This window comes from Microbacterium sp. zg.Y1084 (genome assembly GCF_024623595.1).
GTDB lineage: Bacteria > Actinomycetota > Actinomycetes > Actinomycetales > Microbacteriaceae > Microbacterium > Microbacterium wangruii.
Genome location: NZ_JANJGV010000001.1, coordinates 194793 through 207271, shown reverse-complemented (window position 1 = coordinate 207271; position 12479 = coordinate 194793). Strand labels below are relative to the sequence as shown.

Annotated in this window: 11 protein-coding genes and 1 tRNA gene; 3 read left to right on the top strand and 9 right to left on the bottom strand. The window is 71.3% G+C overall.

Going from position 1 to position 12479, the window contains the following annotated elements; all coding sequences use genetic code 11:
* Positions 1–13: 13 nt before the first annotated feature.
* The 3 genes from leuD to NQ165_RS01025 all read right to left on the bottom strand — a co-directional run bounded on the left by leuD (position 14) and on the right by NQ165_RS01025 (position 3333).
* Positions 14–610 (bottom strand): 3-isopropylmalate dehydratase small subunit, encoded by a 597-nt coding sequence (gene leuD, locus NQ165_RS01035; RefSeq protein ID WP_257530427.1) that lies wholly within the window; start codon positions 608–610, stop codon positions 14–16.
* Between the two features lies 1 nt (position 611).
* The gene (gene leuC / locus NQ165_RS01030; RefSeq protein WP_257530425.1) at positions 612–2066 is read right to left on the bottom strand and encodes a 3-isopropylmalate dehydratase large subunit; all 1455 of its coding nucleotides are present in this window, start codon (positions 2064–2066) and stop codon (positions 612–614) included.
* A 157-nt stretch (positions 2067–2223) separates the two neighbouring features.
* Positions 2224–3333, bottom strand: coding sequence for a TerC family protein (locus NQ165_RS01025; protein WP_257530423.1), 1110 nt, complete (start codon positions 3331–3333; stop codon positions 2224–2226).
* Positions 3334–3554: 221 nt separating this feature from the next.
* Here NQ165_RS01025 and NQ165_RS01020 point away from each other — a divergent pair, with 221 nt between their 5' ends.
* Together NQ165_RS01020 and NQ165_RS01015 are read left to right on the top strand one after the other, a co-directional pair.
* Complete coding sequence (locus tag NQ165_RS01020) at positions 3555–4109, top strand: RNA polymerase sigma factor (RefSeq protein WP_257530421.1); 555 nt, start codon at positions 3555–3557, stop codon at positions 4107–4109.
* The gene (locus NQ165_RS01015) at positions 4106–5284 is read left to right on the top strand and encodes a DUF4349 domain-containing protein (protein ID WP_257530419.1); all 1179 of its coding nucleotides are present in this window, start codon (positions 4106–4108) and stop codon (positions 5282–5284) included. Before NQ165_RS01020 ends, NQ165_RS01015 begins: the two co-directional genes overlap by 4 nt.
* 84 nt (positions 5285–5368) lie before the next feature.
* Here the strand turns inward: NQ165_RS01015 and NQ165_RS01010 are convergent, their stop codons facing one another.
* The gene (locus NQ165_RS01010) at positions 5369–7267 is read right to left on the bottom strand and encodes a heavy metal translocating P-type ATPase (RefSeq protein ID WP_257530417.1); all 1899 of its coding nucleotides are present in this window, start codon (positions 7265–7267) and stop codon (positions 5369–5371) included.
* Between the two features lie 130 nt (positions 7268–7397).
* Positions 7398–7470, bottom strand: a tRNA-Glu gene (locus NQ165_RS01005).
* A 98-nt stretch (positions 7471–7568) separates the two neighbouring features.
* On the opposite strand from NQ165_RS01005, the gene NQ165_RS01000 reads away from it, so the two are divergent.
* Complete coding sequence (locus NQ165_RS01000; RefSeq protein ID WP_257530415.1) at positions 7569–8207, top strand: MBL fold metallo-hydrolase; 639 nt, start codon at positions 7569–7571, stop codon at positions 8205–8207.
* A 99-nt stretch (positions 8208–8306) separates the two neighbouring features.
* On the opposite strand, the gene NQ165_RS00995 is transcribed toward NQ165_RS01000, so the two are convergent.
* Genes NQ165_RS00995 through NQ165_RS00980 form a run of 4 tightly spaced genes read right to left on the bottom strand, consistent with a single transcriptional unit; the run spans position 8307 to position 12467 of the window.
* Positions 8307–8576 carry an HPr family phosphocarrier protein gene (locus tag NQ165_RS00995; RefSeq protein WP_191717675.1) on the bottom strand — a complete coding sequence of 90 codons (270 nt, stop codon included), beginning with the start codon at positions 8574–8576 and terminating at the stop codon, positions 8307–8309.
* Positions 8577–8595: 19 nt separating this feature from the next.
* Positions 8596–10707, bottom strand: coding sequence for a fructose-specific PTS transporter subunit EIIC (locus tag NQ165_RS00990; protein WP_257530411.1), 2112 nt, complete (start codon positions 10705–10707; stop codon positions 8596–8598).
* A gap of 27 nt (positions 10708–10734) precedes the next feature.
* Positions 10735–11685, bottom strand: coding sequence for a 1-phosphofructokinase family hexose kinase (locus tag NQ165_RS00985; RefSeq protein ID WP_257530409.1), 951 nt, complete (start codon positions 11683–11685; stop codon positions 10735–10737).
* Complete coding sequence (locus NQ165_RS00980; protein ID WP_257530408.1) at positions 11682–12467, bottom strand: DeoR/GlpR family DNA-binding transcription regulator; 786 nt, start codon at positions 12465–12467, stop codon at positions 11682–11684. The genes NQ165_RS00985 and NQ165_RS00980 overlap by 4 nt, the downstream gene beginning before the upstream one ends.
* Positions 12468–12479 lie beyond the last annotated feature (12 nt).

Below are 12479 nucleotides of genomic sequence, written 5' to 3'. Positions count from 1 at the left end.
CCTCACTTGGTAGCTACCGGACCGGAAGGGTCCGTGGGCGCCACGCCTCGCGGCGGGCTTCGAACTGTGCGATGGCTTCTTCGTCGCGCAGCGTCAGCCCGATGTCATCCAGACCTTCGAGCAGGCGCCATCTAGTGTAATCATCGATGTCGAACGCGAGCTCCAGGTCACCGATGGTGGCCGTTCGCGCCGTGAGATCGACGGTCATGGTCGCTCCGGGCTGCGCCTGGGCGACCGCCCAGATCGCCTCGATGCCCGCCTCGTCGATGACGCCCGTCACCAGTCCCTGCTTGCCCGCGTTGCCGCGGAAGATGTCGGCGAACCGCGGGCTGAGCACGACGCGGAACCCGTAGTCGCGCAGCGCCCAGACGGCGTGCTCGCGACTCGAACCGGTGCCGAAGTCGGGCCCGGCGACGAGGATCGATGCGCTGCGGTACGCGGGCTGGTTGAGCACGAAGTCGGGGTCCTGCCGCCAGCTGGAGAACAGCGCATCCTCGAAGCCGGTCTTCGTGACCCGCTTGAGGTAGACCGCGGGGATGATCTGGTCGGTGTCGACGGCGGAGCGCGTCAGCGGGGCGACGATACCGGTGTGGGTGGTGAACTTCTCCATGTCAGACCTCCACTGACTCGAACGCCGGCAGATCGCTGGGGCTCGCGAGGCGACCCAGCACGGCGGTGGCCGCGGCCACCAGGGGCGACACCAGGTGGGTGCGTCCGCCCTTGCCCTGCCGTCCCTCGAAGTTGCGGTTGCTGGTCGAGGCGCAGCGCTCGCCCGGAGCCAGCTGGTCGGGGTTCATGCCCAGGCACATCGAGCAGCCGGCGAAGCGCCACTCGGCGCCGAAATCGAGGAAGATCTGGTGCAGTCCCTCGGCCTCCGCTTCGAGCCGCACCCGTGCGGACCCGGGGACGACCATGACGCGCACTCCCTCGGCCTTCGTCCGGCCCTGCACGACCGAGGCGAACGCGCGCAGATCCTCGATGCGGCTGTTGGTGCAGGAGCCCATGAAGACGGCATCCACCGGCACCTCCTTGAGCGGAGTGCCGGGGACGAGGTCCATGTACTCCAGCGCACGGCGCGCGGCGGCCTGCTCGTTCGGGTCCGGGAAGTCCTCGGGCGCCGGAACGACGTCACTGAGCGACACGCCCTGACCAGGGTTGGTGCCCCAGGTCACGAACGGCTCGAGGGCATCGGCGTCGAGGAAGACCTCGGCGTCGTAGACGGCGCCCTCGTCGCTCGGGAGCGTGCGCCAGTAGGCGACCGCATCCTCCCAGTCCTGGCCGGTCGGAGCGTGCTGCCGGCCCTTCAGGTAGGCGAACGTCGTCTCGTCGGGAGCGACCATGCCGGCGCGGGCGCCCGCCTCGATCGACATGTTGCAGATCGTCATGCGGCCCTCCATGGAGAGGGAGCGGATCGCGCTGCCGCGGAACTCGAGCACGTAGCCCTGTCCCCCGTTGGTGCCGATCTTGGCGATGACGGCGAGGATGATGTCCTTCGCCGTGACGCCGGGCTTGAGCTCGCCCTCCACGGTGATCGCCATGGTCTTGAACGGCTTCAGCGGCAGCGTCTGGGTGGCCAGCACGTGCTCCACCTCGCTGGTGCCGATGCCGAACGCCATCGCGCCGAACGCGCCGTGGGTCGACGTGTGCGAGTCGCCGCAGACGACGGTGATGCCCGGCATGGTCAGCCCGAGCTGGGGACCCACCACGTGCACGATCCCCTGCTCCTTGTCGCCGAGCGGATGCAGTCGCACCCCGAACTCGGCGGCGTTGCGCCGCAGGGTCTCGATCTGGGTGCGGCTGGTGAGGTCGGCGATCGGCTTGTCGATGTCGAGCGTCGGGGTGTTGTGGTCCTCGGTGGCGATGGTGAGGTCGAGGCGGCGCACCGGGCGCCCCTCGGCGCGCAGACCGTCGAAGGCCTGCGGGCTCGTCACCTCGTGCACCAGGTGCAGGTCGATGTAGATGAGGTCGGGTCGACCGTCCTCGCCTTTGACCACGACGTGGTCGTCCCACACCTTCTCGGCCAGGGTGCGGGGGGTGTCGGGGATCGACGGGGCGGCTGTGCTCATGACTGCGCTGCTCTCCTTGCGAAGCGGATCAAGCCCACCATGGACTCCGCGACGAGGAAGGGCTCAGGACGAGGCCTCGTCGCGGCCGCTAAGGAGAAGGCGAGCGATCCGCACGGGGCCACATTAGCACCGTGCGGATCGCTCGCCGCGTCATGTGTCAGCGCTCCGTGCGCTCCGTGCGCTCGTCGGTCGTCGGGTCGGCCGGTTCCGCCGGCTCCTCGACCGTCGGCGGCGTGCGGTGCTCGGCCGCCACGGCGGCGGCGGCGTCGACGGGGGTCTCCGCCTTGCGCTCCCGCGACGACGCGATGAGGCTCGCGACGGTGGCGACGGTCATCGAGGCGACGATGACGCCCAGCGACATCCAGGTGGAGATGTCGGGCACCCACTCGATGTGCTCACCGCCGTTGATGAACGGGAGCTCGTTCTCGTGCATCGCGTGGAAGATGAGCTTGACCCCGATGAAGGCGAGGATGAACGCGATGCCGTAGTGCAGGTACTTCAAGCGGTCGAGCAGGCCGCCCAGCAGGAAGTACAGCTGGCGCAGGCCCATGAGGGCGAAGATGTTCGCGGTGAAGACGATGAACGGGTCCTGCGTGATGCCGAAGATCGCGGGGATCGAGTCCAGCGCGAAGAGCAGGTCGGTCATTCCGATCGCGACGAAGACGATGATCATGGGCGTGAAGATGCGCTTGCCGTCCACGACCGTGCGCACCTTGGCGCCGTCGTACTCGTCGCTGATGGCCACGCGCCGGCGGACCAGCCGCACGACGAAGCTCTCCTTCTTCTCCTCGTCATCGTGGTCGCCGCCCGGGAAGGCCTGCTTCCACGCGGTGTAGATGAGGAACGCGCCGAACAGGTAGAAGATCGGCAGGAACTGCTCGATGATCACCGCACCGAGCAGGATGAAGATGCCGCGCAGCACCAGCGCGATGATGATGCCGACCATCAGCACCTTCTGCTGGTACTGCCGCGGGACGGCGAACTGACCCATGATCAGCACGAAGACGAAGAGGTTGTCGATCGACAGGCTGTACTCGGTCAGCCAGCCGGCGACGAACTGCCCGGTGACATCGGGGCTTCCCGTGACGCCGAACAGGATGAATGCGAACACGATCGCCAGCGCGACGTAGAAGACGACCCAGAGGGTGGACTCCTTCGTCGAGGGGATGTGCGGCCGCTTGATGATCAGCAGCAGATCGGCGATGAGGATCGTGAGCAGCACGACGAACGCGCTGATCTCGAACCAAAGGGGGATCTCGAAGCCCATGGAAGCCTTTCGGAGGGTGCGGTGGATGCCGAAAGTCTCTCCCCCGCAGAATGCGGCGCGCACCCGGGGCCACTCGATCGGGGCCCGTGATGACGGAGGCGCGAGGACGGGATACTCCCTCTCGTTCGCACAAGGATACAGCCGTGTCGCATCCGGCATCCCCCATCTGAGACGATCGGCGCACGGCCGACACTGAACCGGTGAGAGACGAGAGGGTGCGCATGGGCGACGAACGCGACGACGCGGCGCTGGTGGCCGCCGCCGCAGGGGGGTCGGAAGAGGCGTTCCGCGCGCTCTACCGCGCCTATGTGCGGCCGGTGTACTGGCTCGCGCACGGCCTGGTGGGCAGTGTGGCCGACGCCGAAGACGTCACGCAGGAGACCTTCCTCACGGCCTGGCGCAAGCTCCCCGAGCTGCAGCTGGCCGGCGACTCGCTGCTGCCGTGGCTCGTGACGATCTGCCGCTTCCAGTGCGCGAACCGCGTGCGACGACTGCGTCGCGACCGCGAGCGTGCCGCCGGCACGGTCGACGAGACGCTTCCGGACACGGTCGACGTCACGGAGCTGGTGATCGGCCGCGACCTCGCCGAGCGCATCGTCGGCGCGGTGGCCGGGATGTCGGCGCTCGACCGGGAGATCTTCCGGCTCTGCGCTGCCGAGGGACACGCCTACCAGGCCGCGGCGCAGCAGCTGGGCGTCGGTCACGGCGTCGTGCGCAACCGTCTCTCCCGCATTCGCATGAGACTGCGGACCGAACTGGGAACGGAGAGCGCATGACCCCCACGACACCCCCCGGGACGGATGCCGCCCCGGGCCTGCCCACCCTGGATGACGCGACGGTGGCACGCATGGAGGAGGACCTGTTCGCGCGGATCCACGGCGAACCCCGCGTAGAGGCGGGCGTTCGCCCCGCCGCAGGCGGACGCACGGCCGCGCAGCGCCGGCGAAGCTGGCTGGTCGCCGGCGGAGCCGCGGCGGCCGTCGTGATCGTGGCCGCGGTGATCGCACCGGGCGTGACCGGTCTGCTGCGGGGCGACTCGGCCGCGGACAGCGGGGCGATCGACGGCGCCTGGTCGACGACGACCGAGAGCGATGCGGTCATGCCCGCTCCCGGTGCGGTCGACGACAGCGCGGAGGTCGCGCGCGACGACGCCGCCGGCGCCGCGGGCGAGGCCGCTCAGGGGCGCGAGGTGATCGCGACTGCCTCGGCGACGCTCGAGGTCGGCTCGGGCGCGAGGGCCGCCGCCGACGCGCTCGCGGCGATCTCCGCCGGGGCCGAGGCCTCCGGCGGCTTCGTGGAATCGCTCAGCGTGGGCCGCGCCGGTTCCGTCATGGAGTCCGACGGCGGGTACGTCGACGAGTACGGCGATGTCGCACGGTACTCCGACCCGTACCTGCCGGTCGTGTCGGACACCTGGATCACGGTGCGGGTGCCTGCGGCGGAGCTGACCGCCACGATGGAGGGCCTCGACGAGCTCGGCGAGGTCACGGCATCCCGCGTGTCGCGTCAGGACGTCACGACCGAGGCGGTGGACCTGCGCGCGCGGGTGGCATCCGCCGAGGCGTCGGTGGAGCGCCTCACCGCGCTGTTGACCGAGTCGGGGTCGCTGGCGGATCTGATCGCCGCGGAGGACGCGCTCGCCGAGCGCCAGGCGGAGCTGGAGTCGCTGCGGGGCCAGCTGGAATACCTCGACGCCCAGGTCTCGCTGTCGTCGCTGACGGTCAGCATCGTGACCCCCGCCGAGCGCGTCGAAGCCGACCCGGCGGGGTTCACCGACGGCGTGCTGGCGGGGTGGAACGGCCTCGTGGCCGCGCTGAACGGCCTCGTGCTCGCGCTGGGCTTCCTGCTGCCGTGGCTGGCCGTCATCGGGGTGGCCGCCGTCGCGGTGTGGCTCATCCGTCGCGCTGTGCTCCGCCGGCGTTCCCCCACCCCACCCTCCGCCGAGCGCTGAGCGCTGAGCGCTGAGCGCCGAGCGCCGAGCGCCGAGCGCCGAGCGCTGAGCGCTGAGCGCTGAGCGCTGAGCGCTGAGACAGCATCACGGTGCGCGGGGCGGGGCGGCGGTGGGCGTCGGGGCGTCGGAGGATGCCGGTATGCCGGAGGCGGGGGCGCGCAGGGCGCGGAGGGCGTAGAGGATCGTCGCGAGGTCGACCAGTTCCTGCACGAGTGCACCGACGACGGCGGGGATCACCCCCGTCATCGCGACGATCATCAGTGCGACGCTCAAGCCGATGCCGATCCAGATGGCGGTGAGCGCGACGCGCAGCGTGTGGCGGCCGATGACGACCGCCTCCGCCACGCGCGCCAGCGAGTCGACGGTGATGACCACGTCCGCGGCATCCCCCGCCGCCGTCGCGCCGCGCGCCCCCATCGCGACGCCGATGTCGGATGCCGCGAGCGCCGGGGCATCGTTGATGCCGTCGCCGACCATCATCGTCGGACGCGGGGTGAACGAGGCGACGAGGTGCACCTTCTCGGGCGGCAGCAGGTCGGCGTGCACCTCGTCGATCCCCAGCCGGTGCGCGATCGCCTCCGCGGTCGGCGCGGCGTCCCCCGTCAGCATCGCCACGCGCTCGATGCCGTGCGTGCGCAGCCACGCCACGACGTCGCGCGACTCCTCCCGTGCCGCGTCGGCGAGCAGCAGGGCGCCGGCGAACCGGCCGTCGACGGCGACGTACGCCGCCACCTGGCCGGGTTGCAGCTGCGGGCGCTCCACCGCCCCGGCGACGCCGGCCACGAACGCGGCCTTGCCCACGGCGACCTGGCGACCCGCCAGCACCGCGGACACGCCGTTGGTCGCGACCTCGCTGGCCTCCTGGGCGGGGAGCAGGGCCAGCCCGCGGGCGTCGGCGGCGGCGCGGATGCCCTCGGCGAGCACGTGCGAGGAGTACTGCTCCGCCGAAGCGGCCAGCTGCAGCACCTCGTCCGCGGTGAATCCCGGCGCCGGGAGCACGTCGACCAGCTCCGGGCGCCCCGCGGTGAGCGTGCCGGTCTTGTCGAAGCACACCGAGCGCACCCGGGCGAGCCGTTCGATCTGCGCCCCGCCCTTCACGATGATCCCGGACTTCGCGGCGCGCGACAGCCCGCCGAGGAACGCGATCGGCGCCGCCAGCAGCAGCGGGCACGGGGTCGCGAGCACCAGGACCTCTGCGAAGCGGGTCGAGTCGCCCGACAGCGCCCACGCGGTTCCCGCGAGCACCAGCGACACCGCGGTGAACGGCACGGCGAACCGGTCCGCGAGGCGCACGATGGGCGCCCGCGAGGTCTGCGCCGCCTCCACGAGCGCCACGATCTGCTGGTACTGACTGTCGGCGCTGCGCCGCACGGCCCGCAGCCGCACCGCCCGCGTGCCGTTGACGGCGCCGGAGTACACCTCCTCGCCGTCGGCACGGGTGACCGGAAGGCTCTCGCCGGTGAGCGAGGATTCGTCGAACGTGCCGGCATCCCCCACCACCACGCCGTCGACGGGGACGACCTCCGAGGGACGAACGACAAGCAGATCGCCGATCTCCACGTCGTCGACCGGGACGTCCCGTAGTTGCTCGCCATCGGTCCCGGCCGCGCCCGTGACGATGTGCGCCGTCCGCGGCGACCGGTCCAGCAGCGCCGTCAGGTCCCGCTGCGCGCGACGTGCGGCGAACTCCTCGAGCGCCTCGCCGCCGGAGAGCATCAGCACGATGATGAGCGAGGCGACGTACTCCCCCACCGCGAGGGTCGCCACCATGGCGACGACGGCGAGGATGTCCAGTCCCACGTGGCCCTGCAGCACGTCGCGCACCATGCGCACGAGGGTGAAGACGACGAAGGCGGCCACATAGACGGTCGCGACGACACGGGCCGCGCCGTCCGCGCCGCCCGCGGCCAGCGCCAGCACGACCCCGAGCGCCACGACGGAGAGCACGATCGCGCCGTACCGTCCCACCGTTCGCAACGTCATGCCGTCAGCATGCTCCGCGCGTGCACCGGCCGCCAGTGCGCACACCCGTGGAAAACCCGCGCGGGGAGGAGTCGCCTGCAGCCGGAGACGACAGAACCCCCCGGCGGTGACCGGGGGGTTCTGGGTGTTGTGACCCCAGCGGGATTCGAACCCGCGTTACCGCCGTGAGAGGGCGGCGTACTAGGCCGCTATACGATGGGGCCGTTTCGACAACCGTTAAAGTATGCCACGGACTGAATGTCCCGGCCAAATCGAGGCGCGCCCCGTTGCCCCCGGGCGTGTCGCACGGTTGACTGCCTGCATGCGAGTGACCAAGCACGAACACGCCTGCCTCCGCCTCGAGCGCGACGGGAAGACCCTCATCATCGACCCGGGCTCCTTCACGCTCCCCCTCACCGACGTGCGCGACCTCGTCGCGATCGTGCTGACGCACGAGCACCCCGACCACTGGACCCCCGACCACCTGGACCGGCTGCTGGCCGACGCTCCGGGAACGCCCATCCTGGCCCCGCAGGGGGTGGCGGCCGCCGCTCCGGGCTACGACATCACCGTCGTCTCCCCCGGCGACACCGTCACGGTCGAGCCGTTCCGCCTGACCTTCCACGGCGGCCGCCACGCGGTGATCCACGAGTCGATCCCGGTCATCGACAACGTGGGGGTGATGGTGGACGACGAGTTCTACTACCCGGGCGATTCGTACGCCGTGCCGAAGGGCGCCGACGTTCGGCTGCTGGCAGCGCCCGTCGGTGCGCCGTGGCTCAAGATCGGCGAGGCGATGGATTTCGTCCTGGCGGTGAAGCCGCACCGCGCCTTCGGCACGCACGACATGACCCTCTCCCGCATCGGTCTGCAGATGGGCCGCGCCCGACTGCAGTGGGCGACGGAGCAGGGTGGCGGCGAGTTCCTCGAGCTCGATCCAGGCGGCACCGCCGACCTGTGACAGCCACGGGCGGCTGACGCACCGCCCGTAGACGACGGATGCCGCGGGGTCTCCCCCGCGGCATCCGCATGTCCGGCGCGAGCCGGTGTCAGTGAGACATCACTGCGCGTCGAGATCCGTCTCCAGCAGCTGGACGAGCTCGTCCAGCGCCTGCTCGGCGCCGTCACCCTCTGCCTTCAGCGTCACGACGGTGCCGTGCGAGGCGCCCAGACCCATGAGCGACAGGATGCTGCCGGCGTTGAGGTCCGGTCCGCCCTCGACCGCGATGGTGACCGGGACGCTCTTCTCCTGCACCGCCTGCACGAAGAGCTTCGCGGGGCGGGCGTGCAGTCCGGAGCTGCTGGCGATCGTGGCCTGGCGTTCTGCCATGGGGTCCTCCTTGTGGGTGTCAAACGGTCGCCGGGACCCGGGCGGCAGGAGCAGCCTCGGCCTCGGCGTACTCCTTCGGCGCGACCCACTTCTTGAGGGCCACGACGATGAGCGCACTCACGACGGTACCTGCCGCCAGGGCGACCAGGAACCCCCAGATGGGGTCGATGGCGAAGAAGACGAAGATACCGCCGTGCGGGGCCCGCGACTCCACCGCGAAGAGCATGCTCAGGGCACCGGTGACGGCACCGCCGACCATCGTGGCGGGGATGACCCGCAGCGGGTCGGCCGCCGCGAACGGAATGGCTCCCTCGGAGATGAACGACGCGCCCAGCAGCCAGGCCGCCTTGCCGTTCTCCCGCTCGACCGGGGTGAACAGGTTGCGCGCCAGCACGGTCGACGCCAGCGCCATGGCCAGCGGCGGAACCATGCCCGCACACATCACGGCGGCCATGATCAGGTACGGCGTGGTGTTCGTCGCCGACGCGGTGCCGAGGCCGGCGACGGCGAACGCGTACGCCACCTTGTTCACCGGTCCGCCGAGGTCGAAGCACATCATGAGACCGACGATGACGCCCACCACCACGATGAGACCGGTGGCGGCGAGATCGTTGAGGCCGTTGGTCATCTGCTCCATCAGCCACGCGATCGGCCGGCCGAGGAACAGCACCATCAGTCCGGATGCCACGATCGAGCCGAGCAGCGGGATGATCACCACCGGCATGAGGCCGCGCAGCCAGCGCGGAGCGTCGAGACGCCCGAGCCACCACGCCACACCACCGGCGAGCAGACCGCCGACGATACCGCCGATGAAGCCCGCGTTCATGAGCACCGCCACCGCACCGGCGACGAAACCCGGCGCGATACCCGGCCGGTCGGCGATCGCGAAGGCGATGTAGCCGGCCAGCGCGGCGACGAGGAAGCTCATCGACGTGTTGCCGATCATGAAGAAGACCGAGCCCAGATACTGCCCGAGACCCCCCGCGGGAAGCTCCCACAGCGAGTTGGCGATGATCACGTTCGCCGCGTCGTTGCTGACCTCGTACCCGCCGAGGAGGAACCCGAGGGCCATCAGCAGACCGCCGCCGGCGACGAACGGGATCATGTAGCTGACGCCGGTCAGCAGCCACCGCTGGATGCTGGCGCCGGCGCCGGGGCGCTCGGCGGAGCCGCTGTCTGAGGAAGAGGAGGAGGCGGCGGCGCTCGAAACGCGGGAGGCGTTCGGATCCTTCGCCGCGGCGACGGCCTCTTCGATCATCTGCACCGGCTGCTCGATGCCGCGCTTCACGCCGGAGCGCACCACGGGCTTGCCGGCGAACCGCTGCGGCTCGCGCACGTCGACGTCGGTCGCGAAGATGACCGCGTCGGCGTTGTCGATGACGTCCTTGGGCAGTGCTTTGTAGCCGCTGGAGCCCTGCGGCTCGACGACGAGGTCGATGCCGGTCTTCTTTCCGGCGGCGCTGAGCGCGTCGGCCGCCATGAAGGTGTGGGCGATGCCTGTGGCGCACGCGGTGACCGCGACGATGCGGGCGGGCCGCCCGTCGACGGTGAGCTCGGGCGCGACACCGGAGTTCTGCGGGGCGGGGGGAACGGCGCCCTCCGCCTGGGGAGCGGTCGCCGGGGCGGCCGTCGACGACGCTGCTGCAGACGCGGCGACCGGTGTCGGCTCCTCAGCGGCCTCCTCCCCGATCGCACGACGCACGATGTGCACCACGTCCTCCGCGCTGGCGGCGGATCGCAGCGCCGAGGTGAAGTCCTCCTGCATCAGCGAACGGGCGAGCTTGGACAGCACGGCCAGGTGCGCCTCTGCCGCCCCTTCGGGCGCGGCGATGAGGAACACCAGATCGGCGGGACCGTCGGGGGCGCCGAACGGCACGCCCGGGTTCAGCCGGGCGAATGCCAGCGATGCCTGCGTCACCGCGGCGCTCTTGGCGTGCGGGATGGCGATGCCGCCGGGAAGCCCGGTCTCGTCCTTCTGCTCACGGGCCCACGCGTCGGCCGCGAGGGCGTCGGGGTCGGTCGCGCGTCCCTGCGCCGCGACACGCGCGGCGAGGGCTTGGATGACGGCGCGCTTGTCGTCGCCCAGCGGTTCGTCGAGGCTGACGAGGTCGGCGGTGATGGTATCGGTCATGATGACCTCCAAGGGTCGGAAGGTGGGTCAGTCGTCGATGGTCCGCACCGGCACCTCGCCGGTGGGAAGGTCGGAGGGCCGGGGCGCTTGCGTGCCCGGCAGGGAGGCGGCGGCGGCGCCGTAGCGGATCGAGCTGCGCAGCCGCTCGCCGGGTTCGGCGCCGCGGGAGTCGGCGATGAGATAGCCCGCCAGCGAGCTGTCGCCGGCGCCGACCGTGGAGTGCACGCGGATGCGCGGCGGCCGCCCCGCCCATGCCCCTTCGCCGGTGACGAGCACCGCACCGTCGCCGCCGAGCGTCACCAGCGCCGCGCCGACCCGCTCCGGGACCAGTCGCCGGGCGACCGGCAGCACGGCGGTGACGAGATCGGCCTCGGGGTCCAGGGCGATGCCGGCGAGGTCGGCGAGCTCGTGCTCGTTCGGCTTGATGAGATCGGGCCGACCGTGCGCCACGACCGCGGCCAGCGCCGGCCCCGAGGTGTCGACGGCGATGCGGGGTGCGGCATCAGCCCAGCGCCGCCGAACGGCGTCGATGACCTCCACGTAGAAGTCGTCGGGAACCCCGGGGGGAAGCGATCCCGCCAGCACGAGCCACTGCGCGCCCGCCGTGGCCTCGACGACCGCGTCGACCACGGCCGCGCGCTCGTCGTCACGGAGCGAGGCGCCGCGGAGGTTCACCTTGGTGGTCTCGCCCTCCGGGTCGGTGATCGTGATGTTCGCGCGGGCATGACCGACGACGGGCACCGTGACGACGGGGATCCCGGTGCCGTGGAGCGCGACCGCGAACGGGTCGTCGGCCGCCAGCGGCAGCAGCGCCAGAGTGGGCACATCGGATGCCGCGGCCACCCGCGAGACGTTGATGCCCTTGCCGCCGGCATCCTCCCGAGCGCCCCGTGCGACCTGCACGCCCCCGACCTCGAGCGGGGCGGCGAGCTCGACGGTGCGGTCCAATGAGGGATTGGCGGTGAGTGTGACGATCATGCGGTCCACACCTCCGTTCCCGCTTCCTCCAGCGCCGCGCCGAGCGCGGCGCCGGGGGTTCGGTCGGCTACGACCACGTCGATGTCGTCCAGACCGGCGAAGGCGACCAGCAGCTCGGCGTCGAACTTCTGGGCATCGCTGACGACGACCACGCGGCGCGCGCTCTGAACGATCGCCCGCTTGACGGCCGCCTCCTCGGGGTCGGGCGTGCTGAGCCCGAACCCGGCGGAGATCCCGTTGGTGCCGATGAAGGCGACATCGGGCCGCAGCCCTTCTACGGCGCGCACGGTGTGGGAACCGACAGCGGCCCCTGTCAGGCCGCGCACCCGACCGCCGATGACGGTGAGCGAGAGACGGGGTGAGCCGGCGAGCACGGCGGCGATGGTCATCGCGTGGGTGACGACCTCGGCGGTGCCGTCGGTCTCGGCCAGCCGGGTGGGCAGGAGAGCAGCCAGCGCGGCGGTGGTGGTGCCTGCGTCGAGGTAGATCGAGCCACGGAACCCGTCGCCCAGCACGTCGAGCGCGCGTTCCGCGATCTCCTGCTTCGCCGCACCTCGGACGGACGCCCGCTCGGCGAGTGACGGCTCGGCCAGGCTCATCCGCTCGCGGGCGACCGCGCCGCCGTGCACCCGCCGCAGGGCACCTGCCCGCTCGAGCTGGTCGAGGTCGCGCCGCACCGTCTCGGTGGTCACGCCGAAGCGCTCCGCGAGATCGACCACGGCGACACGGCCGTCCTGCGAGACCATTCGCTCGATGAGCTGGTGGCGTTCCATCGCGTACACGGCGGTCCTTTC